The organism is Methylorubrum sp. SL192 (assembly GCF_026672325.1).
Taxonomy (GTDB): Bacteria; Pseudomonadota; Alphaproteobacteria; order Rhizobiales; family Beijerinckiaceae; genus Methylobacterium; species Methylobacterium extorquens.
The window spans coordinates 4,567,165-4,592,849 of record NZ_JAPPQV010000003.1 but is presented as its reverse complement, the minus strand read 5'-3'; the positions used below and the strand labels follow the sequence as shown (position 1 = coordinate 4,592,849).

Below are 25,685 nucleotides of genomic sequence, written 5' to 3'. Positions count from 1 at the left end.
CATGGCCCGACTCTATCCCTTCGTGCCGCTCTTGCCCGACGAGGCCGTGACCGGCTTCTGTTCTCGGCTGGCGGCGATCCACAAAACGACCTCGGTCCGGACGTTCCTTCGCTATCTCGGCCGGCGGTTCACGCCGATCGTGTTCGGGCAAGCGGCGGCGCTCGACGATCTCGCCGATTTGACGGGCATTCCGCCGGCCGAGATCGCACGTAGCAGTCTGGTTCGTGCTGAAGGCCACATCACGCATCGCGGGGAGCTTCTCCCGACGACGATGTCTCGCGGCACGCGCACGTTCGTTTGCCCACGATGCCTGACAGAAGATGGTGAGCATGCGCGCCGGATCCCGATCGAGACGAGCTACGGCCGTACAATCTGGCAACTGACGCCGATCCGTGCCTGCCCTCGTCACCACGTGCTCCTCCGCGAGATCGGCGTTCCCGTTCACGCGAGTGAGGCGTACGACTTCTCGCGGGCGATCCGGCCGCATCTGAGCCGGATAAGAGAATACGCTGACGCGGCGGCCGAGGTGATGCCGTCGGCCGCGGAAGCTTATCTCTTGTTTCGGTTTGAGGAGCAGCGGGAGGCCTCGCCGTTGCTCGACCAGATGCCGTGGTACGCAGCCGCACGGGCGTGCGAAGCGGTGGGAGCCGCGGCGTTGTTCGGGCCTACTGTCAAGCTCGGCAACTTGGCACTGAGTGAAAAGAGGGAGGTAACTGATGTCGGCTTCGAAATCGCCCACGGGGGCGAGCCGGCCGTGTCGCGCTTCCTCGATGACCTTCTAGGCAAGCATTACACCCGCAATGGGTCGAACGACGGGCCTGGGGCCATGTACGGTATTCTCAACCACCTCCTGACGCGCCCCGGCGTCGATCCAGGCTACGCGCCGCTGCGGGATATCGTGTTTCGGCATGCACTCGACGCCGCGCCCTTCGGCCCTGGAGATGTCGTCGTCGGGCTCCCGGTGGTCCGCCGTCGTACGCACTCACTGACGACAGCTGCCGTGGAGGCGGGGCAGCATCCCAATCGCCTCCGCAAGATTCTGATCGCCGAGGGGATCATTCCCCCTGATGCTAGCCTGAATGGGGATGTGATCTTCAATGCCGCCATCGCCGCGCCGATCCTGCGCCGCGCGACCAACCTCCTCAATCTCCATGCGATAGCGAAGCATCTCCAGACGACCTACTCCTACGCAAAAATGCTGGCGACAAACGGCTTCATCGAGCCCTTCCAGAGCGACATGGTCGGGGAGAAGGTCATCCGGGCCCGGTATGCGAAGGCCGATGTCGACGCGTTCGTGGAGAGGCTCGTCGAGGGGACAGTCATCCATCCACGGCCGGAACGGCCGCTCATGGACATTCCTCGCGCGGCCAAGCGCACCTACTGCCCGACGCCGGGTATCATCAGGATGATCCTAGATAGGCAGCTCCGTTGGGTCGGTGTGGATCCGGACAGGGCCGGCTTCCATGCGATCTTGGTCGACGCCGATGAGATCCTCAAACGGGTTCGCGGACCGGAGCATGACGGCTACACCATGCAGAAACTGCGGGTTCGCATGAAGGTCGGCCAGCGCGTAGTCGAGGCGCTCATCACTGGCGATTATCTCCCTCAGGTGATGCGTCCCAATCCCGTCAACCGACATCGAGACTGGATCGTGCTGCCGGAGACGATCGATGCTTTCGAGCGAACCTACGTTTCCCTGAGTGAACTCGCCGGTCGGTGGGAAATGAACGCGTCTAAGCTTAAGACAGATCTTGACCGCCGTGGCGTAGAGCCCGCGATACGAAGGGATCAAGTAGGCGCAACGTTCTACTTTAGGGACCGGCTCCTTTAGGATCTCGATCAAATATGAAAATCAAAGCCCCGGCGTTAGCCGGGGCTTTTTCTTTGCGATGGCCCCAAGCGCCGACGTCAAAGGCGAGCACTTTATGCTCAGATAAGAGCCAAATTATGACCTTAAATCGAAGTGCGAAGAGTCAAGCAAGAAAATAAACGCAAGCAATTGCAATGGGATAGATCGACAATTCGGACGATCTATGGTGTTCGCCACGGTCTCTCTGATTTTGCTAATGAATTTGGCGATCTGAGTAGCCTACCCCACCATCTGCCCCACCAGCGTAATTTCGCAGGCCTGAGATGGCGGACCCCAACCCCACCGTCGGCGAACTCTTCAAGGCCAAGGCCGTCACCGACGATGAGGTGAACGCCGCCGTCGAGGCGTACCTCGCGGATCCCGAGACTAACGCCCATCCGATCGCCGATGGCTACAGCCTCGATCTCGGTGCAGCGGTCGCCGGGCACGGCTGGGCGAGCCAGGTCGTCGCCAACCGAGAAAGCAGCCCCGGCTTGAAGCGTGCGGCGGTTCGGACCGCTATCCTGCTGGCACGGGCGCAGAAGGCGTAAAGCGCAAAGACGCCTGTCGCGGAGCCGCCCTCCTCGCGCTAACCTGCGAGCATGCCCGACAGCCCGCCAGACCACATCATGGAGCCCAACGGCGAGGAAGGCTTCGTCGTGAAGGTCGGCAGAGAGGTGGCCGGCTACGTGACCCCGGATGCCGATCATCCTGGCCTGTGGGTTACGGAGGATCAGGGCCGGCGGCTCATGGGGCGGGTTTACGATCCGGAGAAGGGGGCGGAGTTTCTGGCCGCATGGTTCGTCTCCGTCGACGAGGATCGGACATGAACAGCAACGAGCCCGAACAATCCGCCGCCGAGATGCGGTCCCTCCTCGGTTTCGCTCGCGGCCTCGGCCTGGACGAGGCGATGGTGCGGGAGATCTACGAGGCTGTCGGGCGTGAAGCCATGGCAACCGGCGCCAGCGACGACACCCGCATGGCCGAGGTGCGGAAGCGGATGCTCGCTGCGGCTCATGAAGCGTAAGCTACGGTAGGAAAGTGATATGATCGCTGCATCCGCTTAGGCTCCGCTCGCTACAACGGGGACGCCTTCTAAGAAAGGCGGCAGGCCGTTGGGGCACAATCTTATAAGATCATTTAGATTTTCGGAGACTTTCGGATTTCCTCTGTTCTCGGCGTACCAGCGTTGCGCCGCAAGTACCATTGCGTCACAAAAACTGACCAGATCAAGCATCAAGGCAGTTTTTAGTGGCATTTTGAGCCGCCCACCGTGGATGGCAAAGCCACTGCCTGGTATTGTAAATATTACATGCGTTGCTTCTAATTTGTGATGCCCTGAGAAGTTCGCGCGGTGAACAACTCCGCCTCTAAGTCTATAACAATCAGTGCTATTCAGTCCGAGCTCAGACAGGTTAGAGTAATTATCGAGGAAATCAACGTAGTGCTCCTGTTTGACGTATTCGTCTTTTTCCAGAGATAAAGCCGCACAAATCTCAGGAACGGTCAGTGCTACAAGGACTGCTGGATAATAGAGTTTAGCATCCATCGATCTAGATATGTCGTCTAAGATCGCCTGAAGTCCCTGCGGCAATGAAAATTGCATCGGCGTTCGCCCTTTGGCTCGAAGAGGCTTCCAACGGAGCGTAGCAGATCACTTCATTCGGGGGCCATGCTCCGATCACATCTGCCGAAACAAAAAACCCCGCCGCGGCTGAGCCGGGCGGGGCAAGTATGGGTATCGAGATGGAAGGGCCCGCTGGAGGGCGGGCATGAGGTAGATGGCTACCGGCAGGCTGATAGTCCGCCTCAGCTCGGCGCCGCCCCTCCGAACGGAAGCGCCCCCGTCCGCCACCAATCCCCGATATAAGGCCGAGTCCGTTCAATCGCCGGGCCGATGTCCGGCCGGGTCGCCACGATGGCGCCGACCATGAGCACCGCCGCCCCGACGCAGATCCCGAGCGCAATCCGGCTGCGCCGCGGCACCTCACCGTCGATCGATCCCGTGGCGGCGACGTGGAGCACGGCGGCCATCATTGAGAACAGCACGATGAGCGGCACGATCTCGGCGTTCAAGAGCCACTGCGGTGCGTCGGCGAGACGGTAGATCGCGGCATAGACCGTCTGCGCAAGGTGCGAGAGGAACGACAGCCAGATCCCGACGATGAGAAAGTCGGCCTTGGTCGGCACTGGCCGGCGCACGGCCGCCCAGGCATCGCCCGCATAGGCGTAGACGACCACGCTGTAGAAGGCTGCCGCCAGGATGCGCGTGGCCACGATCATGTCGGCGTTTGGGACGAAGACGTTGACGGCCTGGTAGCCCGTGAAAAGCAGGAGAGCCGTCAGCCAGAGGATCTGCCGGATGCCGCTCGGTCCGTCGTTGTAGATCACCGCGCCTGCTCCTCGGCCCTGTGGGCTCGTTCGTCCATCTGTCGGATGGTGGCCTCGACCACCGCGCGGACGTCGCTCGATAGGTGCCCGCGGCGGCGATCGCGGAGGCGTTCGGCCGTCCGGCACTTGAAGGCGCCGACGGCCGCCTCGACCTGCTCGCGGCTTTCGTCTGCAGCCTGCACGACCTCCTCGGCGGCGCTGGCCGAGCGGCGCTGTGCCTGAAGGTTCTTCGCGATCACGGCATCGACCTGGCTGGGGTCGAGCGGCTCCGGCGGGCGCGGGGAAAACCACGACATGATCCACCTCCAGATCATGGGCGCCCCCGGTCGAGCCGCTGCGTCACGGCAGCGATGCCGGTCAGGATGTTGGCGGCAGTGTGCCGCGCCTCCTGTGCCGCGAGTTCGACCTGCTTGGTGAGGTCTTCGCTCGCGTCCTTGTTGGTATCCAGGGCGGTCTTCAGGCCTTCCAGGGCCTCCGCGCACTTCTCGGCGGCGCCGGCCGCGGCCTGCTGCGCCAGCACCAGCTTTTCTCGCTCTGCGAGGCCGGCGGCATAGCTCGCCTTCAGGTCTTGGTAGAGGCTCCGCGCGACCCAGCAGGCCGCGAGAAACAGGCCGATGAAGACGAGACACGTCGCGCCAAGAACGCCCTGGTTCAGGTAGAATGTGGCGGTCTGGTCGATGACCGCCTGCGGGTTCGGCGCCTGCGCCAGAGCCTCGGTGACGAGCATGGTTCAGGCCCCGATCAGCGCCGGGTCATCTCGTCCATGCGGCGCAGCTCGTCGGCATCCACCGTGCCGGCGGCGATCTGCTCCTGCGCCGGGACAAGCACAGCCGCCTCGCTGGCGTAGTCGTCGAGGTCGAGCTTGCGGAAGATCCGGGCCGCGATGCCGTCAGCACCGCCGGCCGCCTTAATGACCGCGGGCGGCGCGGTATCGATGACGTACTGCGTGCCCTTGGCGATGACGGGAACCGCGACGTTCACCGAGAGCGTCTTGCCCTTGGCTGCGCCGTTCACCGCGTTGAGGCCGAAGCCGACGGCCGCCTCGAGCATCATCTCGACCCGCCGCTGCGACAGGAAGAGGGCCGCCCACGGGTAGACCTTGCGGATGGCCTGGATGATGTAGGCCGCGATGATCGGCAGCAGCACGGTCAGGATCGGTTCGCGCAGCGACACGGCGAGCGCAACGAGCCAGTCGCCCCAGGGCAGGATCACGGCCTTGTCGCCGATGGTCCCGAGTTCTGCCGCGAACCCACCTCCGGTCGAGAGCACCAGGGCGGCAAGGGCGGCGCCGATGATACCGACGACGCCGAAGCGGCGGGCCACGGCGAGCGCCAGGGCGACAGCCAGCGCGAGCGCGGACAGGAAGATCAGGCCGCGCGAGAGGCCGACAGCGGCACCCTCCTGTCCGGGCGGGTAGGCCATGGCGAAGGCGGGAGACGCGACACAGGCGAGCGCCAGCGCCGCGAGCGGAAGCACACGGATCATGGTGGTGGTCCTGATGGTGGGGATGCGCGGCTGGCCCGGCCGGCTCGGTAGATCAAATGTTGGTTAGACAGGCGGAACCAACTTGAGCAGAGCTGGGCCGCAGGGCATGACACGACGCCGTCGGATGGACCCGATCGTTGTCCGGCAGTCAGCGGGTCGGCTCAAGCCTCAGCCCCTTTGCAGTCGGCCCGCTGTACTCACGCCTCGCTCACACCCAAGCGTGCCCCGGCGATCGTCGTCGGCAGCGTGTGCGGCGCCGGCAGCGGCACGTCACCCGGCCAGCGATAGGAGACGATCTCCGAGCGCTTGAACGCCGCCACGTTGACCGCATCGCTCTGGTTGCCGCCGAGCAAGAACACCTGATCCTTGTTGGCGCCGACCACGAGGCCGGTGTGCCCCTGCCAGGACGAGTTGCCCCGCTTCTTCGTGGCGATGGCTCCAAGCATGGGCGCCGGCAGACCGACGCCCCAGGACTCGAATGAGCGGGCCGCGAGGCTGCGCGAGCCGCGATGTCCGGCCCGCTCGAGCACGGCGTTCACGAAGGCCGCGCACCACGCGGTGCTGTCGGTCTTGATGCCCGGGAAGTCCGCGTCGGCAAGGGCTCCCCTTTCGCCCTGACGACCGACCGTCAGATCGAGGATTTCTGCGAGGGCACGCTCTCGTGGATCTGTCGGCAGCCAGTCAGCCACGAGGATTACGCCGCGTGGTGGTCGACCGGTCAGTGGCGCGACGGTGCACTGATTGATCGGAAGCCGCCGAACCCGATCATCCGGATGAGCATGGACATCCGGGAAGGCCGCAAGCTCGAGTACGGCACCTACGGCGACAGCCGGGTGATCCCGCACGGGACGATCGGTCAAAAGGCGGTTCTGGGCGCCGGGATTGTGCTGGCTGGCAAGAACCAGACGCGCCGCGATCTCAACACCAAGATCCGCGCGCTGCACGGCCGCGACAGCGCTCACCCGTTACCGGGCGATCGGCTGGTCTGCCTGCGCAACAACAAGGACAAGAAGCTCCTGAACGGCGGCCTGTGGGACGTGCACAGCGTCCCGCGGATCAAGCCGATAGGCGTCGAGATGCTCGTCACCTCCGACGACACGCCTGAGACCACACCCACCGAGGTGTTCGTCCGCCACGAGTATTTCGCCGGGCGCGAGGACGGGCTCTCCTGGGAACAGCGCAAGTTCACCGACGAGTTCACCTACGGCTACTGCCTGACGGTTCATAAAAGCCAAGGCAGCCAGTGGGACGATGTCGTTCTCTACGACGAGTCCTCCACCTTCCGCGATGAGGCGCGCCGCTGGCTTTACACCGGGGTCACCCGGGCGGCTGAGCGCGTGACGGTGGTCGCATGACGCCGCTCATCGCCGCCGTCGGCTACACGCTCGCCTACTCGGCGATCCTGCACGGCCTGTTCTCGATCGCGTTCCAACTGGACGCCGAGCACATGCGCACGCGTCCGGTGCTCGCCGGTGCGGCGGAGGCGGTCGGCGGGCTCGCCGGCTGCGGCGTGCTCCTCGCGATCACGGGAGGTTTCCTGTGAAGGCTGAGAAGCGCCGCACGCCCCCGCTCAGCATCAAGCTTGAAGGCGCCCTCGCTCAGATCGAGGTGCTGATGCGCCGGCTCTTCCACGCGCTGAAAAAGGTGGAGCGCGAAGGCGTCCCTCAGTCTCCGTCCGCCCTCCCCACCCCGCCGTCCGACCCGGCCCCCTCTGGACAGGCGGAGGGTTGAAGATGCCGTACGCCACAGACTGGAAGCCGACCAAGGCTGAGAACCCGTCCTTCGTCTGCCGCGAATGCAAGTCGGACGACGTTGATTATCGCGAGTGGGAGAGCAGCGACGGCGCCCACGATGATCTCCACTACCGCTGCAACGCCTGCAAGCGGACGTGGTGGGTTGAGGGAGCCGACGCATGACCCCCGCCAACCCCGATGCGCTGGCCTTCCGCGACGATCTTGTCCGAGCGATCTCCAACGGCTCGTTCGGCAAGCACTACGAAGCCGCCAACGCCTTCATGGCGTCCCACGTCGCTCCGCTCCTCGCCGACCTTCAGCGGGTCACGGCCGAGCGGGATGCTGCGCGGGAGGAGTCCTACGACCTGAAGCTGGCCGCTGCCGGCGGCGAGGACGTGCCCGGCTCGGCGAACCTCGTCACCGCAGAGGACGTGCGCCGCTGGCGTGACGAGGAAACGCGCGCCCTTCGCGCCGCCGAGGCCCGCGCCGCCCAGCTACAGGCCGAGGTGGAGGCGCTGAAGGGGAGTGTATCGTCCTACTCTGCCGCCCTCGCTGCGATGAAGCTCGGAGCAGCCTGCCGCCGGCAGGCTTGGAAGCCCGGGAAGACGGTGCGGATCGTGGCGCCGCAAGCGCCGGCCCTATCGTACCTCGCGCTCGTCTACGACGACGGCCGGCAAGCACCGTGGACGCCAACACGATGCGATCAACTCGAAGACGATTGGCTGATCGCTCAGCCCGAGCGGGAGGCGGTCGATGTCTGAGAGCCTAAAAGCTACGTTCGATCGCGCTACCATCTCCATCATGCTCAATCACGGGCCCGGCGCGACGCACCTCGTCGTCAATGCGACCCGGATAAAGGCAGACATCACCGAGCAGCAGAAGCGCCGGCTATTCATGCGGATGGAGGAGCGCTTCAAGGCGTGGACTAGGGAGAGCTTTATCGGCTTCGTAACCCGGCAGGGAGCCCGCACCGCACTCGCCGCCCGCGCGGCCACGGCAAGGGAGGGGCAAGCCGATGGGTGAGCACTACGGCATCATCGACCCCGATTACGCGCGGGTGTTCACGAAGGCCCGGGTCATCGCATGGCAAAAAGGCTACGCGATCATGATGCACGGGTCATTCACGCGCGACCTTGACCTGATCGCCGTGCCGTGGACGGACGCAGCCTGCGAACCCGAGCACCTGATGCGCCGGATTGCAGACGCTGCCGATCTCAAGGCCGTCAGCGACGAGCCCGGCCACAAGCCCCACGGGCGCCTCGCGTGGACCCTGCTCTTTCAGTCATTCGGCGACCCGCGCTTCATCGACCTATCGGTGATGCCGCGCAACCCTAACCCCCATACCCCCGCCAGTGGTGCGCTCAAGATCGAGGAGGCAGACCGTGATGCGTGATGTGGATCTGACCACCGACGACGCCCTCAATTGGGACGAGTGGATCGATCTCAGCGAGGCCGAGCAAGAGGCCGCCGTTGACCGTGAGATGGCGGCCTATAACCGCTGGTACGATGGCCTGACGCTCGCCGGCCAGATCGCTCATTCTCGACGCGCGGCTCTCGATAACTGCCGGTCGACCCGGCGGCTGATCCTGCTGCCGCGCTGTCCCGAGATCATCCGCCAGGACGCGCGCGACCGCCTGAAGGCGGCACAGGTCCGCCTCCTGAAAATCCGCATCTGGCGAGCCACCGGCTCGCGGCCGGGGAGCGCATGACCATGTCGAAGATCACGCTTCCGTTCGAGCGGTGCTGGCTGATCCGCTCATTCTCGCCCGGCCCGTACCGCAAGGGCGAGCCGTCGTTCTGGGTCGCCGGCCGGCAGTGGAACGCCTCGCCGATGCACGCGACCATCTTCCCGAGCGAGGCCGCTGCGCAGGAGCAGATTGATGATGCGCGCTTCTACAAGCGGGCCGGCTTCGGCGTGAGCACCGTTGTGGAGCCCGTGCCGCTTGAAGGCGCGGCCCTGACCCTTGGGACGGAAATCAACATCCGCGACGGAGGCTCTCATGGCGAGTGACAAGAGCCTCGCGGCTGAGATCGAGGCGGCGGTCTGCTCACTGACGTGCGTCGAGCAGTACCTGATAGAGGCCGATTTTGACGCCGCCGCCGCTGCTGTGCGGGAAGCCTCAAGGCTCTTGGAAGCCCAAGCCGCCGAGATCGCCGCCCTCCAGAGCCGTGCCTTTGAGGACGGGGCGCGGCCTCACGTTGCCGAGGCGCTGAAGCGAGAGGCGCAGGAGCAGGCGTTCCGACGCGACCTTGCCGAGTGGGGCTATGCTTCGCTGAAGGAACGGATACTGAAGGCAGCCCACATGGCGTTCGCCGGCAATGACCGCGCCCTTCGGCGGCTCGTGAAGACCATCGAAAACCCGGTGCCGATCCAAGGCTCGGCCGCCCTCGCCGAACAGGAGAAGGGCGATGCGTGAGGGCGAGGCCCGAGAAGATGCCGAGTTCGCCATCGTCTATCGCACGGCTAGGGGCGACATGGACTTCGAGCAGATGGCCCGCGTGTTGTCCGCTCGCCTCCGGCAGATGGACAAGCGAGCCAAGGCCGCTAACCGCCGTGCCGACGATGCTGACAAGCGATGCGCCCTGATGCGCGTCCGTGCCGAGGGCGCCGAACAGAAACTCGCCGCTCGTAGAGCCACCCCCACCACCGAAGACAAGGGGAGAACGGATCGTGCCTAGGGAGAGGGGCGGTCATATCGTGCCGCTGGCCTACCGGATTGAGGACGCCGCGGCCGCCATCGGCATCAGCCGATCGACGCTGTTCGAATACATCAAAGACGGGCGCATCCCGTCACGGAAGATCGGTGCCAGCACCGTCATCCGTCACCAGGATCTTGAAGCATTCCTCGACGCGGCGCCGTTCTCGGCCGCGACGAAGGACGCCCAGAGGTCCATGAGATGACGGCGCTTTTCCAGCGCGTCACCGCGACGATAGGCGAGCTCCACGTCATCGCCGACGAGGTGCGCCAGCGCCGCCTCGATCACCTCGCGCGGGAAATCGGTCTCGTCGCCGGCCCAATCGCGGAAGCTCGATCGGAACCCGTGGGTCGTCACGTCCTCGACTTTGGCGCGCTTGAACAGCGCATCGAACACCATGTCGGAGAACATGCCGCCCTTAGTGTTCGTGAACAGCAGATCCTCGGGGCCAACGGCAGCAATCCGCGGCGCCAGAAGCGCCAGGGCCGGCCGGGATAGCGGCACCCGGTGCGGGCGCCCGCCCTTCATCCGCTCGGCCGGCACCGTCCACACCGCCGCCTCAAGATCGACCTCGCAGGCGCGCATGCCGCGAACCTCGCCGGAGCGCGCTGCCGTCAAGATGATCAGCTCCAAGGCGCGGGCGGAGTCGGCCACGCGACCGCGCAGGGCCTCAACGAAGGCCGGCACATCCCGATAGGGCAGGGCGGCGTGATGGCCGCGGGAGAGCTTCGCCGCCTTCGGCAGCGTGTGCTCGAGATGTCCGCGCCAGCGCGCCGGGTTCTCCCCCTCGCGGTGCCCTTCCACCTTCGCCGCATCAAGGATGCGCTCAATGCGTCCGCGCACCCGGCTCGCGGTCTCGGGCTTCTCCCGCCATATCGGGCGCAGGGCTGCCAACACCTCCGGCGTGCCAATGTCCGAGACCGGCATCGTCCAAAGGTTCGCAGCGTAGGTCGTCAGCGTGTTGCGCCACTGCTGCCGATGCTTCGCGTTGCGCCACTCGCCGGCACGGTCGTCCATGAAAGCGTCGGCGATCGCGGCGAAGGTCGGCGCCGTGCGCGGCGCAGGCTCGGGCGAGGGGAGGGCGGCTTGGCGTGCCTCGACCGGATCGAGCCCCTGCGCCGCCATTGCCCGGGCCTTGCTGGCCATCTCGCGCGCCTGCGCCAGCGAGACCATGCGCAGCGGCCCCAGGCCCATCTCGCGGCGCTTTCCGGCAAGGCGGAAAAGGTAGACCCACCGCTTGCCGCCGCCCTCGTCAACGACAAGGTAGAGGCCGTCACCGTCGGCATGGCGCCCCGGCTCCGTCAGCGTCTGCACCGTCCGCGCCGAAAGCCGATTGATCGCCCGCGCCATCTACCCCACCATCTACCCCACCAACGGACGCCGGATCGGGGCGGATCGCTTCGGACCCGCTCGGACCGATCCACGCAAACCGGTTGGCAAGCAATGGCGGGGCAAGGGGATTTCGTAAACGGGCTCGGACGGGTTCGGACGGCTGCGGACTAGGGGAGGGCGGACCCCCTCTCCGCCATTCATCCTGAAAAGCGTTTGTTTTCAGAGATCCCCAAGGGAAACAGCGACTTCGCGGCCGTCCGGTGGTACACACGGGTGGTACACGCGTGGTTCTGGCAATGTCGCGTCCCTGGCCTCATCCCAAGACGGGTGTCTTCTGGTTCCGAAGGCGGGTCCCGAAGGACCTGCTGACCCTCGTCGGCAAGCGTGAGGAGAAGGCGAGCCTCGGGACGAAGGACGTCGGTGAGGCCAAGCGCCGTCATGCGGCGCATGCCGCTCTGGTCGAGCAGCGCTGGGCGAACCTTCGCGTTGGCGTACGGCGGCTGAACATCCTTGAGATCAACGCCATCGCAGGCGAGGTCTACGAGACCCTCATCCCCAAGTTCCAGGCAGGTCAGTTCTCGCCGTTCTTCAACCTAATGACAGCCGGGATCATCGAGCGCTACATCAAGGATACCAGCCCAAAGAATCGCGACGAGTTTCTGCGTTTCTACGGAGGGGAGATCGACGCCCACTTGGCGCGAAAAGGGCTGATCGTCGACCCCGAGAACCGAGGAGGGCTAGAGTTTGCGATCGCCAAGGCAATCCTCCAGGCCGTCGAGCAGAGCGAGAAGTACCTCGCTGGGGATTTCAGCCCCGATCCGATGGCTGGGCGCTTCCCCAAGGCTCCCGCCAACAAACCGGCGGCGGTCGTCCTGCCGCTGGACGAGTGGTTCGCGAAGTACGCTACGGCTTCGAAGCTCGCCGCCTCGACCCGGAAGCGGTGGCGGCCGGCCCTGGCGACGCTGGAGGCATCCGTCGGGCATGACGACCTGGCGCGCGTCACGCCGGAAAACATCGCCGACTGGGTCGATGCCCTTGCCACGGAGGGGCGCGGCGACAAGACCATCCGCGACGTCTACCTTGCTTCGGCAAAGGCGCTATTCGGGTGGATGCAGGGCAAGCGTAAGATCGCCGTGAACCCTTGCGCCGGCCTGCGCGTGAAGGTGATCGAGGGGCCCGTGCTGCGCGAGCGCTTCTTCACCGAGGCGGAGATCTCGACCATTCTTGAGGCATCGCTCGCGTCCCAGCGAGGTCGCCTGAGCGCCGAGCACGCGGCGGCCCGGCGCTGGGTGCCCTGGCTGTGCGCCTATTCCGGTGCGCGGGTTGGCGAGGTGACACAGCTTCGCCGCGAGGACATCCGCTTCGAGGACGGCGTGCGGTACTTCCGCATCACGCCGGAAGCCGGCACGGTGAAAACGAAGCGTTTTCGGGATGTCCCTATCCACTCGCACCTGATCGAGATGGGCTTCCTCGATTATGTCGAAACTCGTTCGAAGGAGCTGTTCTTCGACAAGGCACGGGGACGCGGCGGTTCTGACGCCAACCCGCTCTCGAAGAGGGTCGGGGAGCGGCTCGCGGCCTGGGTCCGGAAGCTCGGGATCACCGATGTCGGCGTGGATCCCAATCACGGCTGGCGCCACAGCTTCAAGACACGCGGGCGACGGGGCGGGATGAGGGATTCGGTTCTCGACGCTATCCAGGGTCATGCACCGGATACCGAGGGCCGGAAATATGGCGGGTTCACGATCGATGTGAAGGCAAGCGAGATGGAATTATTCCCGCGTTACACGCTCTCCCAAACGGGCCGTGAGGCTGCGGTCTCGTAGCTTTCGCACAAGACACCCGCACGAGATGCGGGTGTCCGCACAGAGTGCCGCCGAAAGTCTTCAGTCCACCCCGCGGGGTTCCGCTCGAAGGCGGCTTCCTGTTGACTGTGGGGAGTGAGCGGGAATCGTCGAAGTTGCCATCCACACCGGCATCTTTGCGAGGGCATCCTCAGACGTACACCGTGCGCTTACGAGCCAACGGACAACCATCACGACCGGAATAAGGTCAGGATGGCTTGCGGCGCGGCGTTGGCGATGTTGAGCGCCTGTGCGGCGAGATCCCGTTGAGTCTGTAGCGCCTTCAGCCGGCTCGCCTCCGCCTCGATGTCCGCGTCGACCAGCGTGCCGATAGTACGCTCGTTGGTCTTGACGAGCGCGTCGAGGAACATCCGCTGTCCCTCGACGAAGAGCTTGCCGGCGCCGAGCTGCGCACCGGTGTCGGTCGCGCGGGCGATGACCGCCTCGACGTCCCGGATCATCGCTTGGACCGTGGCGTCGCCTGAAGCGCCCCTCAAGCGGGACACGTCGAGCGTGGCAACGGCGTAGCCGGAGGCGCCGGGGGTGTCGAGCAGCCCGCGGGTCGATGCCATCTGTGTGCCATCGCGGCCGGACGCGCTCTTCGGCATCCCGTACTGGACATACTCGCTTCCCACGGCGGACTGCCCTGTTGTGAAGCCGAAGGTCGCAACGTCGGGGCCGCTCACCGTGACGACGGCCGATGGCCCCTCCGCCCTGCCGGTCGCGACGAAGACGTGCCCACCCGCCCCACCGCCGATGTTCATCCAGAAGTCGGCGTTCACCCGGCGCCGTTCGTGCAGAAACATGGCCGACATCTCGTCGAACGTGACGGAGGTCAGGTCGGCCGGCGGAGGTTGGCTGTTCGCGCCGAAGGTGTAGGTGACCGACGCGGTGCCGTCGCCGAGCGTGATGGACTTCGTGTTCGAGCCCGACAGATCGACGTTTCGATAGAGGTCCGGCGCGAACGCGGCCGGGCTGAACAACTGCCTTCTATCGACCGAGGCGATGGCGAGGTCGGCTGTTGTGTAGCCCAGGGACGGCACGAGGTGATGCAGGGTGAGCGACGCGGAGGCTCCTGTCGCCATCGTGGAGAAGCTCAGGCGCCCATCCGCCGTCAGGGACGCGGTAACGTTACCAGTGAGCGTCGGCGACCGGGCAATCTCGGCATTGATAGCGTCCGTCAGCTCGGCTGGCGTGACTGCGGACAGGTCACCGACCTGGGAGGCGAGGTTCACCGCATTCAGCCTGATGACGTCCGAGCCGCTTCCCGTCGATAGGCGGAAGCTGGCTTCGATGGCGGTCGTGAAGTCGGCGCGTCCTCTGCCACCGAAGGCGCTCGTTATCGCCAAGGGGATGTCGCCAGACAGCGAGGCCGGCATCGGTGCGGTGCGGATGACCGTGGGGCTGGCATCGTAGAGCTTCAGCGCCTCGACCTCGACCGGAAAGGTCAAGAAAGTCGCTGCGCCCGAGGAGCCGCGGGAGAGCCCCGCCACGATGTCTTCCCTCGGCCGGTAGGTGGCGGAAGCGGAATCGACCGAGAGCCAGTTCCGGCCGGCCGACACGGAGGTGTCGGCGGTCGCGCGCATCCGGTTCTGGATCGCGGCGACCTCGGTCTGGACCTTGGCCCGGTCGATGCCGGGCGCCAAGGCGGTCTGGAGCGTCGCGCGCAGCGACCGGAGGTCGGAGAGCACGCTGTCGAGGCCGGCATAGGCCACATCGAACGCCGCGGCGCCCAAGCCGAGCGTGTCGCCCACCGCGCGTAGCGAGGCGTTGTCGGTCCGGACCGCCGTCGCGATCGACCAGTAGGCTGCACCGTCCGAGGCGGCCGCAATCCTCTGGCCGGTCGCCAGGCGGTTGCCGGTCGTGGCGAGTTGCGCCGTGATGCCCTTGAGCGTGCCGAGAGCGGTCATGGCAGCGGTGTTCGTCGAGAGGCTCGTCACAGGTCTGCTCTTGTTGACTCAGTCGGCAGGCGTTTTGACTCACGCAGCAGGCGGTCGAGGCGGCCGAAATTACTCGGTGGCCCCGACCGCCGCGATGATCGCGGTCGACGGCCTCGTCATGGCTCGTCTCGGACAGCCATCCTCGGCATCCGCAGTCCATCGCTTGACGTCATGTCACGGGGCTCGGCTGCTCCTGCGCGATGACGCGTCCCGAGCCGGTGCCAGGGGATGATGTACCCCGGTCGGTCAGGGCCTCGAAAACCTTCCGCGAGGGCGGGTTCCATCGCGCCAGATGCGCGAGGCAAAGCAGGCAGACCGGAATCATCACGAAGCCGATCAGGGGAAAGCACAAGAGCAGCGATAGGATCAGAGCGCCGTAAACCTGTGCCTTGGCCTCGTACATGTGAGTGAACCGGCTGTGCGCGTTCTCTCGGTCAGTCTTCAAGCCGTAAAGCAACGGCACGTGATTCCCCTTGGGACCGACGAAATGAAGGTCCACGAACTCCCCTTCCGTCTCCCGGAAGAGGGCGTTGATCTCATTGTGCATCGTCACCCTGCCCAGGAAGCTTCGCTTCCCGTCAGGGGTGACGACCTTGACGCCGTTATAGGTCACAAAGTGCGTGCCCAACTCGATAACGCCCAGGTCGATGACCTGGGCCCTGAAGTTCCACCTTGTCATGATGCCTTCCTGCGGATCGGGTTGGGGAGATCAGAAGTCGCCATATTCCTGGAAGGTCAGGACAGTGTGCGCGCCGCGCGCAGTCGTCCCGGTGATGGCACAGGAGTTCGGATCGCGACGGGGGCATTGCCCTTCAGAGTGATGGTCGAGCCCTTCGAATGACCTGAAACGGCGTAGGGAGCCGGCTCGCATCCCGCCTTGAACACGTAGGCGGTGCCGGTCACCGCCCCGCTCGCGGCGAAGGTTCCGCGGAACAGGACCGTGCCCTTGCTCACTGCCGCACGGATCGAGGTCTTCGGCACGTCGTAGCGGATCACGCCGACGCGCTCGTCGACCAAGACCTCGCTGCCGTTGTGGAAGTAGGTGGCGCCCTCGAAACCCTCGGGACGCGGGGCGAAGCTCCGCTTGCCGGACGCCGGCGTCGCCTTGGCCGCGGTCTTCGGACCCGCCGTCACCGTTCCTGTCGCGAGGTCGAGCGTGTAACGCTGCTTGCCGGTGAGGCAGCAACGGGCATCCCCCGGCATCAAGGCGTCCATGGTGAAGGTCGCCCGGCCGCCTTCGAAGGACAGGCTGTCCGGTCCTTCGCCGTAGACGCCCGTGACGGTGCGAACGAGGGTCCAATCCTGTCCGGCGCGCCGGAACTGGGCGACCGCCAAGGAAACGGCATTGCCGACGGACGGCGAGTAGTGGGCGAAGACCAGCGCGTCCGTCCCGCCGGCAGCGTAGAACGTCCGGAAGGCGAGCGCCCGTCCGAGATCGCAGGGGGCATCGGCCCCGTTCGCATCGGAGCAGATCGGTCCGGAGCCCGCGGTGAACCAGCGCTCGACAACGGCCTTCGCCGGTCCGGACGGTACGATCCCCTTCTCCAACCGCGCCGGGTTCGCCGACGCCAGGACGGTACCCGCGGTGAGCAGGCATGCGGTGAGAGCCACGCGAAGCATGTCGGTCCCTGCGCCGGTCAGTTGATGGACATCGCCAGGGAGCTGTCGGCCGCTTTGAAGAAGCGAGCGCGATCCCGCGTCTCGCCCTTGCCGTTGTTCATGGTCATCTCGAACTGGCAGACGTGTCCGGAGGCGCCGCCTGTAGCCGGCTCGCAACCGAGCTTCCGGAAGGCCGTGATGGTGGGCACTTGAGGCACGCCGCCGCGCGACGGCCCCACCATGAACGCCAACGCGGCCGCCTGCTGCTGGTACACGCTCGACGTAAAGCGAGAGACGGCCTGAAGCATCTCGGCTTCCGAGGGCTCGCCGGAACAAGCGGACAAGGTCAGGCCGAGCGCGGCCATGGGAAGAAGGGCGAGCTTCGAGATCACGGAAGACGGCTCCGATGAGAGGCGGGGTGCGTGGGAGTGGGCGGACATGCGCCCGTGACGCACGCGCCGCCGGCCTTGCAGGGCGGTCGGGAACGGCGGCGCGCGAGGATGGTCCGAGGCAAGAGCGCGACCCCAGTCGCCGGATCGAAGTGGCGACGCGACGACCGGGATCCCGCCGGGAGACGGCTCAGCGCAGGAGCTGGAGGATGCCCTGGTTGGCCTGGTTGGCGAGCGAGAGCGCGGAGACCCCGAGCGACTGCCGCGTCGACAGCGCCTGCGAGTTCGCCGCTTCCTCGTTCATGTCGGCGTTGACGAGGTTGGCGGAACCGGTGTCGAGGATGTTTCCGACCTGCTTGGTGAAGTCCTGGCGCACCTGCACGTTCGACAGGTTCGAGCCGAAGCCCGATTGCAGGCTCTTCAGGCTGGCCAGCGCGGTCTTCAGCGTGTCCTGCATCGCCGACAGGCCTTTGTCGGTCTGGATGTTGAACTCGCCGGTGGCCGCCGTGCCGTTCACCGCCTTGTCGACACCGAGGCTGTCGGCGGTGAGCTTGCGCCCAGCAATGGTCAGCTTCGATTGGTCCGAGCCGGTCTTCTCGTTGAAGATCACGCTCAGCGCGTCGCCGCCGAGCAGATTGGTACCGTTGAAGCCGGAATCCTTGGCGATCTGGTCGATCTGGGTGCGCAGGTCGTTGAACTGCGAGGCCAGCGCCGTGCGGGCCGCCGACGTCTTGTCGTTGGTCAGGCCGGTTGTGTAGGCGGCCGCCGTCAGCCCGAGCGCGGCGTTACCCGTGCCGAGCTGCGCATCCGCCCACGCCGACCTTGAGCTTGTCTGAGTTGCCGGTCACGGTGAGCTTGCCGGCGTCGTCGACCGCGGCCGTCGCAAGGCCCGAGGCGTTGATGGCATCGACGAGGTCGCCCACCGTCGAGGTCGGGGTCAGGGCGCGGGTGAAGGTGTTCTCGCCGTCCGTCAGGGTGACGGAGAGGGCGGCTCCGGAGATGCCGAGCGCCCCGGCCGCCGTGTCGCTCGGGGGCGCGGCGGTCCCTCCGAGTGCCATGTTCATTACCGTCGTACGCAGGCTGGTGCCGGCGGACTTCGCCTCTGCGGCGGTGGCGCGGGCCGAGCCGGTCACGGTCGGCCGATTGGCGGCGGCATCGGACTGAGCCTGCGCGATGGTCGATTGCAGCGACTTCACGAGGTCGGCGATCTTCGAAGCGCCGGTGTTGGCGGCCTGGATGGTCTGGATGCCGTTCGAGATACCGTCGAGCAGGCCCGACAGGGCGGAGGAGCGGTCGGAGAGGCTTTGGGCGGTGAAGTAGTTCACCGGGTTGTCGAGGGCGGAGTTGACCTTCCTGCCGGTGGCGAGCCGGCCCTGGTTCGTGGCGGCCAAGCCGGCGGTGTCCTGCAGGGACAACAGGTTCTGGCGCGTGGCAGCGGACAAGGTGATCGAAGAAGACATTCGAGGCTCCGATTTGGGCCGACCTCCGCCCGTTCTGGCGGCCCGTACATCCTCAAAGATCGACCTTTCCTCAAATATAAATTCCAACAGTTGCTGATGCTTACTTAGGTACTATTCATACAGATCAGGGTACTTTTCGTCCAGTAGCGCATTTTTCGAATCTTTCCACAGACGACAGCGGGCTTTTTGCTCCCGCTGGGCTGGACACCGCCGCCGGCCCGGATAAACACAACGATAGATTGCCCAAGTGATCCTTTTAGGTTTTACGGCGTTTGCATGCGTCCCGATGTTCAGCCAGGCGACATTCAAGACGAGCGCGCGCGAAGACGGGCTTGGATCGATGCGATTTCGCCGATCTTTCATGCGACCGTCGATGAGGCGGTGACGGTTCCGCCCCATGTCCTGATGAAGAACCACAACTTGCAGCGATGCCTATTCGGCGTCCTGCGCGCCCCCCGCCAGAGGATCGAGCGGACGCCCAGCCAGATCTCGCTCCAAGCTGTCGATCACCTGCTCATCCGGATCTACCTCGACGGCACCGCCTGCGTGGATGCGGGCGGTGGCGACCGCGCCGTCAAGCCGGGAGACTTCACCATCTTCGATCTGTCCCAGGTCATGCGCTCGGACACGGGTGAGATCGCGAGCATCAACCTCCTGATGCCGCGTCGCTCCCTGGACCGCAGGCTCGGCGACCTGTCGCCGCTTCACGGCCGGGTGTTCCGGCAGGATCTGACCCCGCTCACGCAATTGATGGGGGATCACCTCCGCAGCCTTGCGACCTGCGTCGAGGCCGCCGATGCATGGCAGCGGGACAGCCTGTCTATCGCGACCGTCGCCCTCTGCAACGCCATGCTGACGCCGGAAGGGGGCGACACGCCCTACACGCCGGACACGATGCTCGGCATCGCGATCCGGCAGTTCATCGATGGTGACCTGACCGCCTACGATCTCGACGCGGACAAGCTGACGGCGCGGTTCGGGATCTCCCGCACCAACCTCTATGCCCTATTCGAGCCGGACGGAGGCGTGGCCTCCTACATCCGGAACCGCCGCCTCGCCCGTGCCATGCGCATCCTCGCCGGCATCGAGCGCGGCCCGCGGCAGCGCATCGCCTCCATCGGCTACGCCTGCGGGTTCGAGACCGAGAAGAGCTTCAGCCGAGCCTTCAAGCGCCGCTACGGCGTCAACCCGAGCGAGGTCGATGCCTCCTTCGGGATGCAGGCGCATTTCGAGCAGGGCGCCACGCTGATGTCCTGGATGAAGGACCTGTAGGATGCGGGTCTCCGGCCTTGAGGTCATCTCCCATTCGGCTGTCGGTACTCGGGCCGGGCCGTCCATCATCTTGGTCCACGGCGCATGGCACGCGGCGTGGTGCTGGGACGAGGGCTTTGCCGCCCGGCTCGCAGCGCACGGGCACGACGTGCATGCCGTCAGCCTGCGGGGGCACGGCCACAGCGAGGGCCGTCGCGGTCTGTGGCGGGTGCGGATCCGGGATCATGTCGCCGACCTGCGGCGGGTCATCGATGCGGTCGGTGGCCCGGTCCTCTTGGTCGGTCATTCGAGGGGCGCCTACGTCGTCCAGAAGCACCTGGAAACGGCTGCCGCCGCCGGTGCAGTGCTGCTCGCGCCGATGCCGCATTTCGGCGTCGCTCCCTGCATGGGCCGGCTCATGCGTCGCGTACCAGGGGCGGTCGTGCGCATCCATGCCAGCTTCGGCGCACTCCCAATCGCCGCGACCCCGGCCACGGCGCGCGCACTCTTCTTCTCGGCACGGATGCCCGAGAAAGCGGTTCGCCGCCATCAGGCCCGTCTCCAGGGCGAAGCCTTCCTCGCCTATCTCGACCTGCTCGGTCTCGATCTCTGCCGGCCCAGGTGGGGAGGGTCGCCGATGCTCGTGCTCGCTGCCGGCGCGGACGCCCTCTTCACGCGCCGGGAAATGGAAGAGGTCGCAGCGGCGCACGGGGCCGGCCTGGAGTTCGTCCCAGGCATGGCCCACGACATGATGCTGGAGCCCGGCTGGGAGACCGTCGCCGACCGCATCGCCGCCTGGGCGCAGACCATCGGCGCCCGCCGCGAAGAGCCTCGCAGCGGCGACATTGCCCGATGGGCAAACGAGCCGGTCGGCGGCGTAGAGCAAGCCGAGGCGCTGTCGTGATGGACACGATGCCTGTCGCGCTGGCCGGCCGGATCCTGCTGCCTTGCGGCGCGGAGCGGGATTGCCTCTGCCGACTGTCTCAGGCCGACGAAGTGTACGTTGTGATCGGGGATGCCGGCGCGGCTGTCGGCTCGCGCGTCATCTGCCACGTCGACGGGCTGGGGGTCATCGAGGCGAGCGTCACCACCGTCTCCAGGGGCAGCCTTCGGCTGTCGGTCGAGGGTTCACCGGCGCACAGGGCCCGCCTAGCGACGCGTCTAGCGTGGCATCGCGCGCGACTGGACGGGCGTGAGGACCAGCGCGGTGCCATGCGGGTGATACCGCTCGACCCATCCGCCGAGGTGACGCTCTCGGACGGTATGGCCGTGGAGGCGCGGATTGTCGACTTGTCCGCAACCGGGGCGGCGCTGGAAATGGTCCTCAGGCCTCCCGTAGATGCTGTTCTGACCGTGGGACGGCGCCGCGCCCGCGTCGTTAGGCAGACGGACGCCGGCATCGCTGTCCGGTTCGTGCTGCCGCTGCGTCCCCAGGACGTGAGTGCCGACATTCGCCTCTGACCCGCGACCGCACCGAACCGTTCACACGAACCTCGCCGACGTTCCCGCATGATTTACCAGCAGTCATTCGGCGAGATCCCAGATCTCAAACTCCGCCGCGAGGCCTGGATCGAATCGGCCGCCCCACTCTATCGCACCGACATCGATCGTGACGTGCCAGTGGGAGACGACGTCTTCATCCGGAACTTCAACCTCGGGACCTGCATCCTTGGTAAAAGCATCGCTCCGGAGATGTACATGGAACGGTCGCTGGAGCAGATCTCGCGGCAGTCGCTGGATCATATCTCCTTTAGGCTATTCCTTAGCGGAACCTCCGACCTGCACGTGGATGGACGTTCCTCCGTGTTGCGGGCGGGAGACCTGCAGATGCTCGACCTATCGCAATGGATGCGGTCGACGTCGCACGGGTCTAAGCCCGTCATCCACCTGATCGTGCCACGCCGGCTGTTCGAGAAGCGCCTCGGCGACGTGTCCGCATTTCATGGCAGCACGATCCGTCCCGACGCCAGCCCGCTGACCCGGCTGATGACCGACCATATGCGCAGCCTCGCCGCCTGCATCGACGCCGCCGACGAAGGGCAGCGGACCGCACTCACGGCGGCCACGGTTTCGATGGTGAATGCCGTCCTGACCAAGCCCGGAGACGGCCCCTACGAGCGGGACACGGTGCTAGGTGTCGCCATGCTCCGCTTCATCGAGGACGACCTGCGGAGCTTCGATCTGGGGATCGAGAAGCTCTGCGCCCGATTTGCGATCTCGCGCACGCGGCTCTACGCGCTGTTCGAGGCCGATGGAGGCGTGGCCTCCTACATCCGCGACCGGCGGCTCGCCCGCGCGATGCGCATCCTCGCCGGCCTTGAGGCGGGCGACCGCCGGCGCATCTCCAGCGTCGGCTATGCCTGCGGCTTCGAGACCGAGAAGATGTTCTCCCGGGCGTTCAAGCGGAAGTACGGCGTGAACCCCAGCGAGGTCGACGCCGGCTACCGGCCGCAGGTGCGTCTCGAATACGGGGCGACCCTGATGTCGTGGATCAACGCCCTCTGACCGACCCGATGGTGGCACGAGTGGTTACGGCTCACAGGTCCCGCAAGCACGCCATCGGTGCGGTGCTCCACTCGTTCGAGCCACGATATCCTCCGGCCAAGGCCAACTCCGCCAGCCACAGGGCTGATCCTGAGGATCTCCAAGCAGGGGCCGCGTCTCTTCCCGCGAGTTGCGCGACCGCTTGGCTGAGTAAGGCGTGCAGACCAGCACGAGCGGCCTGTCGCGCTTTATCCAGCGGCACAGGATCACCTGGAAAAGGGGCGACGTACGCAGCTGAGCAGGAGCGCGCGGACGTAAGAGCGGCGCGCGAGGCGTGGTTCGCGGCACAGCCCGAGCTCGATCCAGACCGGCTCGTGTTCCTGGACGAGACGGCGACTGCCACCAACATGGTGCGGCGCTGCGGTTGGGCCCCGCGCGGCGAGCGCTGCCGGATCGCAGCGCCATGGGGCGTTACAAAACTACCACGATAACCGCCGCCCTGCGCACGAACGGGCTGTGCGCCACCGCGCTGTTGGACGGCCCCACGAACGGCACGCGCTTCCGCAGCTATGTCACCGAGACCATGGTACCGGTGCTGCAGCCGGGCGACATCGTCGTCATGGACAATCGCCAGCCCACAAAGTCGCTGGCGGGCAGGACGCAATCGAGGCCGTGGGCGCCGGCTGCTCGACCTTCCATCCTACAGCCCTAATCTCAACCCGATTGAGCAAGTGTTCGCAAAGCTCAAGGCGCTGCTGCGCAGCGCGGCAGCGCGCACGATCCCGGATCTCTGGGCGGCGATTCGGCAGTATTCACGCGCTTCACCCCGCAGGAATGCCGCAACTACCTCGCCGCAGCCGGCTACGAGGACGACTTGGCCGTCGCTACCTGACCGGGAACAGCTCTAGACGCCTTGGTCGGGCTGCGCGGGCGGCCCAAAAGCCTGCGGGTCGACAATGGGCCGGAGTTCGCCGGGCGCATGCTCGAATAATGGGCTTACCTGAACGGGGTCGAGATCGACTTCTCACGACCGGGGGGCCGACTGACAATGCCTACATCGAGTCGTTCAACGGCCGCTTACGAGTGGAATGCCTAAACGTTTCGTGGTTCCTGTCGCTAGCCGATGCCCATGAGCGCATCGAGGACTAGAGTTGCCACTACAACGAAGATCGACCCCACACGGGCTTAGGCGGCTTGACGCCCCGAGCCTTCGCCAACCAAGTTGTCACAAAACGAAAATTTGTATCGACCGTGGACCACAAACTGGGGCATTTCCAGATCGACGATGCACTAACTTGGAACTTAGACCACTGCGTGGGGGGCGGATCGATTCCGTTTCGAAGATGACGCCGACGCAGTTGAGTTTGGTACGAAGCGGAATGGCCGCTTCGGTGCTGAGCCGAGGAGGGCAGCTCAAGGCGGGCAGCCCTGCTCGCGCCAGATGCGCGCCACCCCGTGCAGCGCTGCCGGGAACGGCGCCAGCGTGCCGTTCGTCGCCTCCGGTGCCCGATATTACCGTCGCCGCACTTCCCGCCGTTGCAGCTGTGCTCTGCAAATCGCGATGGGATCACTGTGGCCGGTGGGAACTCCCACCGTGCTGGCGGAGTCGCTGAGAACAAGTCGGGCTGAAACGGCGGTTCGCGCAAGCCCGTACGGCAGGGAGGCGAGAGATGGAGCAGGATACCCCACCGCTTGATCGGACGGCTCGGACGATCGCTGAAAGTGTCTACTCCGCCTACATGCGCCACGCATCGGGCGAGTTGCACCCTCAGACGGAGCAGACACTCCTGACTCGTCTCGTCGAGGCAATTCGACCCGAAGTCCCGGGCGGCATACCGCGCGACATCATCGATGCAGCCAATGAGGCACTCGATGCGTGGGAGCTGCAGAGCGGCGGAGTTCGCGGTCCACGCGTCAGCGTTCTCGATCGTGCCGACGGTTCGGTGGGAATGGACACGGGCGGCACCTCATAAGGGTACGCGCCATCAGCGAACACCGAAGGCCAGGAACTCGCCGACATGGAAGGCGCCAGCGCACAGACCGAGAAGATTGGCGACCTGTCGCGGTTGGCGACCTTGGCTGCCGAGCGCATCCTAGAGACGCAAATCACCGACCACCGGCTACCTCGGGACCTCTTCACAGCTCTTGTGAGCGCTGCTCAGATCCTCGAAGAGCACAACGCACCTTTGCCGCCGCTGGTCGAGCAGGTGCTATATGAGGCCGGCAAGCGCTTCAGCGAAGCGGATGCTGCCGGTGAAGCAACAGACCGAGATCCCGAAGGCGACGGCGTTGTCGCCACCCTGACGCGTTTCTTCAGTGGCTTCCGACGCGGCGAGCGCGGCGCGTCCTAGGGAGCAGTGACGATCGCAACCTGCAACCGCAAAAGGAACGAAGTCGATATGTCCGCGACCGAGCTGGACGATCTCAACGCCGCGCGTCTGGCGCTCGTGCGGCAGCGAAACGCAATTGCCAAGCGTATGGGTGCGATCGCGTTGGCGCCGGTCTCGATGGCCGAAGACCTCACGCGCATCCTGCTGGCGATCGAAGCCGTCGATCGTGCGCTGGTCGATGCGGGGCAGCCTTATATGTCGGCCGACGTTTGATCGGTTGCCTGCCGACGGCGGCATCTTCCGGGGGGGTAGAATAACGGTGGGCTCGGTGTGAGATTGCGCAAGACCGGAGCAGCTCAATGAAAACGCTTCAGGCCCGCCTCATAGCGCTCGCGGTGATCTTAGGTGGCGCTTCGGCAGCGCCTTTGACTTTGGCTCGGGATCAAACGGCCTCCCCGCCCGCAATCAACAATTGGGCTGGTCTCCGAGCCGCCCTGACATCCTGCTGGACGGTGCCAGCAGACACGGAAGGTTCGCAGATCGCCTTCCGTTTCGGCCTGAACAAGACAGGGGGGATGCGGGGCCCACCGCTCGTCACGTCACGGCAGCTCAAGGGCGATCAGGAGGCGCGGAAACGGTTCGAGGATGCCGCCTTCGAGGCGCTGTCTCGGTGCTTTCCCATGAGGATCACCCCCGCATTCGGAGCCATCCTCGGCGAGAGCCCCATCAGGCTGAGACTCGTCAACACCCCACCGACGGCAGCGTACCAGATCAACAACAACATCACGATCTTCGCGCCACGATGAAGCTGGTGCGCAGGCCGTCGCCACCGACTTCGAGCGAGTCCTGGCCCAGCGGCCTGAAATCGATTGGACGCCGGGCGACTGACGCACCGCGCGCA

39 protein-coding genes and 3 pseudogenes are annotated in these 25,685 nt (G+C 65.7%); 28 read left to right on the top strand and 14 right to left on the bottom strand.

What is annotated here, in order from left to right; all coding sequences use genetic code 11:
• Position 1: 1 nt before the first annotated feature.
• The 4 genes from OVA30_RS22145 (at position 2) to OVA30_RS22130 (ending at position 2,876) form a co-directional block, all read left to right on the top strand.
• A complete protein-coding gene (locus OVA30_RS22145; protein WP_268176953.1) occupies positions 2-1,831 on the top strand; it encodes a TniQ family protein in 1,830 nt (609 codons plus the stop codon).
• Positions 1,832-2,133: 302 nt separating this feature from the next.
• Positions 2,134-2,400 carry a hypothetical protein gene (locus tag OVA30_RS22140; RefSeq protein ID WP_268176952.1) on the top strand — a complete coding sequence of 89 codons (267 nt, stop codon included), beginning with the start codon at positions 2,134-2,136 and terminating at the stop codon, positions 2,398-2,400.
• 51 nt (positions 2,401-2,451) lie between these two features.
• Positions 2,452-2,679, top strand: a complete 228-nt coding sequence (locus tag OVA30_RS22135; RefSeq protein ID WP_268176950.1) for a hypothetical protein — start codon at positions 2,452-2,454, stop codon at positions 2,677-2,679.
• Positions 2,676-2,876 (top strand): hypothetical protein, encoded by a 201-nt coding sequence (locus tag OVA30_RS22130; protein ID WP_268176949.1) that lies wholly within the window; start codon positions 2,676-2,678, stop codon positions 2,874-2,876. Before OVA30_RS22135 ends, OVA30_RS22130 begins: the two co-directional genes overlap by 4 nt.
• A gap of 36 nt (positions 2,877-2,912) precedes the next feature.
• Here the strand turns inward: OVA30_RS22130 and OVA30_RS22125 are convergent, their stop codons facing one another.
• The 6 genes from OVA30_RS22125 to OVA30_RS22100 all read right to left on the bottom strand — a co-directional run bounded on the left by OVA30_RS22125 (position 2,913) and on the right by OVA30_RS22100 (position 6,264).
• The gene (locus OVA30_RS22125; protein WP_268176948.1) at positions 2,913-3,455 is read right to left on the bottom strand and encodes a hypothetical protein; all 543 of its coding nucleotides are present in this window, start codon (positions 3,453-3,455) and stop codon (positions 2,913-2,915) included.
• A 203-nt stretch (positions 3,456-3,658) separates the two neighbouring features.
• Positions 3,659-4,240 (bottom strand): hypothetical protein, encoded by a 582-nt coding sequence (locus OVA30_RS22120; RefSeq protein WP_268176947.1) that lies wholly within the window; start codon positions 4,238-4,240, stop codon positions 3,659-3,661.
• On the bottom strand, positions 4,237-4,536 hold the full coding sequence (locus tag OVA30_RS22115; protein ID WP_268176945.1) for a hypothetical protein: 300 nt from the start codon (positions 4,534-4,536) through the stop codon (positions 4,237-4,239). Before OVA30_RS22115 ends, OVA30_RS22120 begins: the two co-directional genes overlap by 4 nt.
• Before the next feature lie 14 nt (positions 4,537-4,550).
• On the bottom strand, positions 4,551-4,967 hold the full coding sequence (locus OVA30_RS22110; RefSeq protein ID WP_268176944.1) for a hypothetical protein: 417 nt from the start codon (positions 4,965-4,967) through the stop codon (positions 4,551-4,553).
• Positions 4,968-4,981: 14 nt separating this feature from the next.
• Positions 4,982-5,725, bottom strand: coding sequence for a hypothetical protein (locus OVA30_RS22105; protein WP_268176943.1), 744 nt, complete (start codon positions 5,723-5,725; stop codon positions 4,982-4,984).
• Positions 5,726-5,922: 197 nt separating this feature from the next.
• Positions 5,923-6,264: a TIGR02594 family protein gene (locus OVA30_RS22100; protein WP_268176942.1), complete on the bottom strand. Its 342-nt coding sequence runs from the start codon at positions 6,262-6,264 to the stop codon at positions 5,923-5,925.
• On the opposite strand from OVA30_RS22100, the gene OVA30_RS22095 reads away from it, so the two are divergent.
• The 12 genes from OVA30_RS22095 to OVA30_RS22040 are packed head-to-tail and all read left to right on the top strand — an operon-like array spanning position 6,235 to position 10,360.
• The gene (locus OVA30_RS22095) at positions 6,235-7,080 is read left to right on the top strand and encodes an ATP-binding domain-containing protein (protein WP_268176941.1); all 846 of its coding nucleotides are present in this window, start codon (positions 6,235-6,237) and stop codon (positions 7,078-7,080) included. The genes OVA30_RS22100 and OVA30_RS22095 overlap by 30 nt on opposite strands.
• Entirely contained in the window at positions 7,077-7,268 is a 192-nt protein-coding gene (locus tag OVA30_RS22090; protein ID WP_268176940.1) for a hypothetical protein, read from the top strand. Before OVA30_RS22095 ends, OVA30_RS22090 begins: the two co-directional genes overlap by 4 nt.
• A complete protein-coding gene (locus OVA30_RS22085) occupies positions 7,265-7,456 on the top strand; it encodes a hypothetical protein (protein WP_268176939.1) in 192 nt (63 codons plus the stop codon). Before OVA30_RS22090 ends, OVA30_RS22085 begins: the two co-directional genes overlap by 4 nt.
• Before the next feature lie 2 nt (positions 7,457-7,458).
• Positions 7,459-7,641 (top strand): hypothetical protein, encoded by a 183-nt coding sequence (locus OVA30_RS22080; protein ID WP_268176937.1) that lies wholly within the window; start codon positions 7,459-7,461, stop codon positions 7,639-7,641.
• The gene (locus tag OVA30_RS22075) at positions 7,638-8,219 is read left to right on the top strand and encodes a Thoeris anti-defense Tad2 family protein (RefSeq protein WP_268176935.1); all 582 of its coding nucleotides are present in this window, start codon (positions 7,638-7,640) and stop codon (positions 8,217-8,219) included. The genes OVA30_RS22080 and OVA30_RS22075 overlap by 4 nt, the downstream gene beginning before the upstream one ends.
• Positions 8,212-8,481, top strand: coding sequence for a hypothetical protein (locus OVA30_RS22070; RefSeq protein WP_268176934.1), 270 nt, complete (start codon positions 8,212-8,214; stop codon positions 8,479-8,481). The genes OVA30_RS22075 and OVA30_RS22070 overlap by 8 nt, the downstream gene beginning before the upstream one ends.
• Positions 8,474-8,851, top strand: coding sequence for a hypothetical protein (locus tag OVA30_RS22065; RefSeq protein ID WP_268176933.1), 378 nt, complete (start codon positions 8,474-8,476; stop codon positions 8,849-8,851). The genes OVA30_RS22070 and OVA30_RS22065 overlap by 8 nt, the downstream gene beginning before the upstream one ends.
• A 1-nt stretch (position 8,852) precedes the next feature.
• Complete coding sequence (locus OVA30_RS22060; RefSeq protein ID WP_268176932.1) at positions 8,853-9,167, top strand: hypothetical protein; 315 nt, start codon at positions 8,853-8,855, stop codon at positions 9,165-9,167.
• Positions 9,168-9,169: 2 nt separating this feature from the next.
• Positions 9,170-9,469 carry a hypothetical protein gene (locus OVA30_RS22055; RefSeq protein WP_268176931.1) on the top strand — a complete coding sequence of 100 codons (300 nt, stop codon included), beginning with the start codon at positions 9,170-9,172 and terminating at the stop codon, positions 9,467-9,469.
• Positions 9,459-9,875 (top strand): hypothetical protein, encoded by a 417-nt coding sequence (locus tag OVA30_RS22050; protein WP_268176929.1) that lies wholly within the window; start codon positions 9,459-9,461, stop codon positions 9,873-9,875. Before OVA30_RS22055 ends, OVA30_RS22050 begins: the two co-directional genes overlap by 11 nt.
• Positions 9,868-10,137 (top strand): hypothetical protein, encoded by a 270-nt coding sequence (locus OVA30_RS22045; protein ID WP_268176928.1) that lies wholly within the window; start codon positions 9,868-9,870, stop codon positions 10,135-10,137. Before OVA30_RS22050 ends, OVA30_RS22045 begins: the two co-directional genes overlap by 8 nt.
• A complete protein-coding gene (locus OVA30_RS22040) occupies positions 10,055-10,360 on the top strand; it encodes a helix-turn-helix domain-containing protein (protein WP_326493624.1) in 306 nt (101 codons plus the stop codon). The genes OVA30_RS22045 and OVA30_RS22040 overlap by 83 nt, the downstream gene beginning before the upstream one ends.
• Here the strand turns inward: OVA30_RS22040 and OVA30_RS22035 are convergent.
• Positions 10,282-11,505 carry a tyrosine-type recombinase/integrase gene (locus tag OVA30_RS22035; protein ID WP_268176926.1) on the bottom strand — a complete coding sequence of 408 codons (1,224 nt, stop codon included), beginning with the start codon at positions 11,503-11,505 and terminating at the stop codon, positions 10,282-10,284. The genes OVA30_RS22040 and OVA30_RS22035 overlap by 79 nt on opposite strands.
• Before the next feature lie 278 nt (positions 11,506-11,783).
• Here OVA30_RS22035 and OVA30_RS26055 point away from each other — a divergent pair.
• Both OVA30_RS26055 and OVA30_RS22030 read left to right on the top strand, forming a co-directional pair.
• Positions 11,784-11,960: pseudogene (locus OVA30_RS26055) on the top strand (DUF6538 domain-containing protein); the annotation flags it as partial.
• A gap of 123 nt (positions 11,961-12,083) precedes the next feature.
• Positions 12,084-13,313: a site-specific integrase gene (locus OVA30_RS22030; protein ID WP_268176924.1), complete on the top strand. Its 1,230-nt coding sequence runs from the start codon at positions 12,084-12,086 to the stop codon at positions 13,311-13,313.
• A 209-nt stretch (positions 13,314-13,522) separates the two neighbouring features.
• Here the strand turns inward: OVA30_RS22030 and OVA30_RS22025 are convergent, their stop codons facing one another.
• The 6 genes from OVA30_RS22025 to OVA30_RS26045 all read right to left on the bottom strand — a co-directional run bounded on the left by OVA30_RS22025 (position 13,523) and on the right by OVA30_RS26045 (position 18,719).
• A complete protein-coding gene (locus OVA30_RS22025; RefSeq protein ID WP_268176922.1) occupies positions 13,523-15,271 on the bottom strand; it encodes a flagellin N-terminal helical domain-containing protein in 1,749 nt (582 codons plus the stop codon).
• 169 nt (positions 15,272-15,440) lie between these two features.
• On the bottom strand, positions 15,441-15,950 hold the full coding sequence (locus OVA30_RS22020; RefSeq protein ID WP_268176921.1) for a hypothetical protein: 510 nt from the start codon (positions 15,948-15,950) through the stop codon (positions 15,441-15,443).
• Between the two features lie 56 nt (positions 15,951-16,006).
• Entirely contained in the window at positions 16,007-16,882 is an 876-nt protein-coding gene (locus tag OVA30_RS22015; protein ID WP_268176920.1) for a hypothetical protein, read from the bottom strand.
• A 26-nt stretch (positions 16,883-16,908) separates the two neighbouring features.
• Complete coding sequence (locus tag OVA30_RS22010; protein WP_268176918.1) at positions 16,909-17,262, bottom strand: hypothetical protein; 354 nt, start codon at positions 17,260-17,262, stop codon at positions 16,909-16,911.
• A gap of 187 nt (positions 17,263-17,449) precedes the next feature.
• Complete coding sequence (locus OVA30_RS26050; protein WP_442786123.1) at positions 17,450-17,869, bottom strand: flagellin; 420 nt, start codon at positions 17,867-17,869, stop codon at positions 17,450-17,452.
• A gap of 175 nt (positions 17,870-18,044) precedes the next feature.
• The gene (locus OVA30_RS26045) at positions 18,045-18,719 is read right to left on the bottom strand and encodes a flagellin N-terminal helical domain-containing protein (protein WP_442786122.1); all 675 of its coding nucleotides are present in this window, start codon (positions 18,717-18,719) and stop codon (positions 18,045-18,047) included.
• A gap of 381 nt (positions 18,720-19,100) precedes the next feature.
• Here OVA30_RS26045 and OVA30_RS22000 point away from each other — a divergent pair, with 381 nt between their 5' ends.
• The 3 genes from OVA30_RS22000 to OVA30_RS21990 are packed head-to-tail and all read left to right on the top strand — an operon-like array spanning position 19,101 to position 21,431.
• Positions 19,101-19,991, top strand: a complete 891-nt coding sequence (locus tag OVA30_RS22000) for a helix-turn-helix domain-containing protein (protein ID WP_244413467.1) — start codon at positions 19,101-19,103, stop codon at positions 19,989-19,991.
• A 1-nt stretch (position 19,992) separates the two neighbouring features.
• Positions 19,993-20,874, top strand: coding sequence for an alpha/beta hydrolase (locus tag OVA30_RS21995; RefSeq protein WP_268176916.1), 882 nt, complete (start codon positions 19,993-19,995; stop codon positions 20,872-20,874).
• The gene (locus OVA30_RS21990; protein ID WP_268176915.1) at positions 20,874-21,431 is read left to right on the top strand and encodes a PilZ domain-containing protein; all 558 of its coding nucleotides are present in this window, start codon (positions 20,874-20,876) and stop codon (positions 21,429-21,431) included. Before OVA30_RS21995 ends, OVA30_RS21990 begins: the two co-directional genes overlap by 1 nt.
• 63 nt (positions 21,432-21,494) lie before the next feature.
• Here the strand turns inward: OVA30_RS21990 and OVA30_RS21985 are convergent, their stop codons facing one another.
• Positions 21,495-21,713, bottom strand: a complete 219-nt coding sequence (locus OVA30_RS21985) for a hypothetical protein (RefSeq protein WP_268177544.1) — start codon at positions 21,711-21,713, stop codon at positions 21,495-21,497.
• Here OVA30_RS21985 and OVA30_RS21980 point away from each other — a divergent pair.
• From OVA30_RS21980 to OVA30_RS21950, 7 genes and pseudogenes are all read left to right on the top strand, one after another.
• Positions 21,663-22,475 (top strand): helix-turn-helix domain-containing protein, encoded by an 813-nt coding sequence (locus OVA30_RS21980; RefSeq protein WP_326493639.1) that lies wholly within the window; start codon positions 21,663-21,665, stop codon positions 22,473-22,475. The genes OVA30_RS21985 and OVA30_RS21980 overlap by 51 nt on opposite strands.
• 150 nt (positions 22,476-22,625) lie before the next feature.
• Positions 22,626-23,346, top strand: a pseudogene (locus OVA30_RS21975) (IS630 family transposase); the annotation flags it as partial.
• Positions 23,347-23,355: 9 nt separating this feature from the next.
• Positions 23,356-23,693, top strand: a pseudogene (locus OVA30_RS21970) (integrase core domain-containing protein); the annotation flags it as partial.
• Between the two features lie 431 nt (positions 23,694-24,124).
• Positions 24,125-24,427: a hypothetical protein gene (locus OVA30_RS21965; RefSeq protein ID WP_268176912.1), complete on the top strand. Its 303-nt coding sequence runs from the start codon at positions 24,125-24,127 to the stop codon at positions 24,425-24,427.
• Positions 24,428-24,472: 45 nt separating this feature from the next.
• On the top strand, positions 24,473-24,805 hold the full coding sequence (locus OVA30_RS21960; RefSeq protein ID WP_268176910.1) for a hypothetical protein: 333 nt from the start codon (positions 24,473-24,475) through the stop codon (positions 24,803-24,805).
• Positions 24,806-24,853: 48 nt separating this feature from the next.
• Positions 24,854-25,057 (top strand): hypothetical protein, encoded by a 204-nt coding sequence (locus OVA30_RS21955; RefSeq protein ID WP_004446607.1) that lies wholly within the window; start codon positions 24,854-24,856, stop codon positions 25,055-25,057.
• Between the two features lie 86 nt (positions 25,058-25,143).
• Positions 25,144-25,590, top strand: coding sequence for a hypothetical protein (locus OVA30_RS21950; protein WP_268176908.1), 447 nt, complete (start codon positions 25,144-25,146; stop codon positions 25,588-25,590).
• The last annotated feature ends 95 nt before the right edge of the window (positions 25,591-25,685 follow it).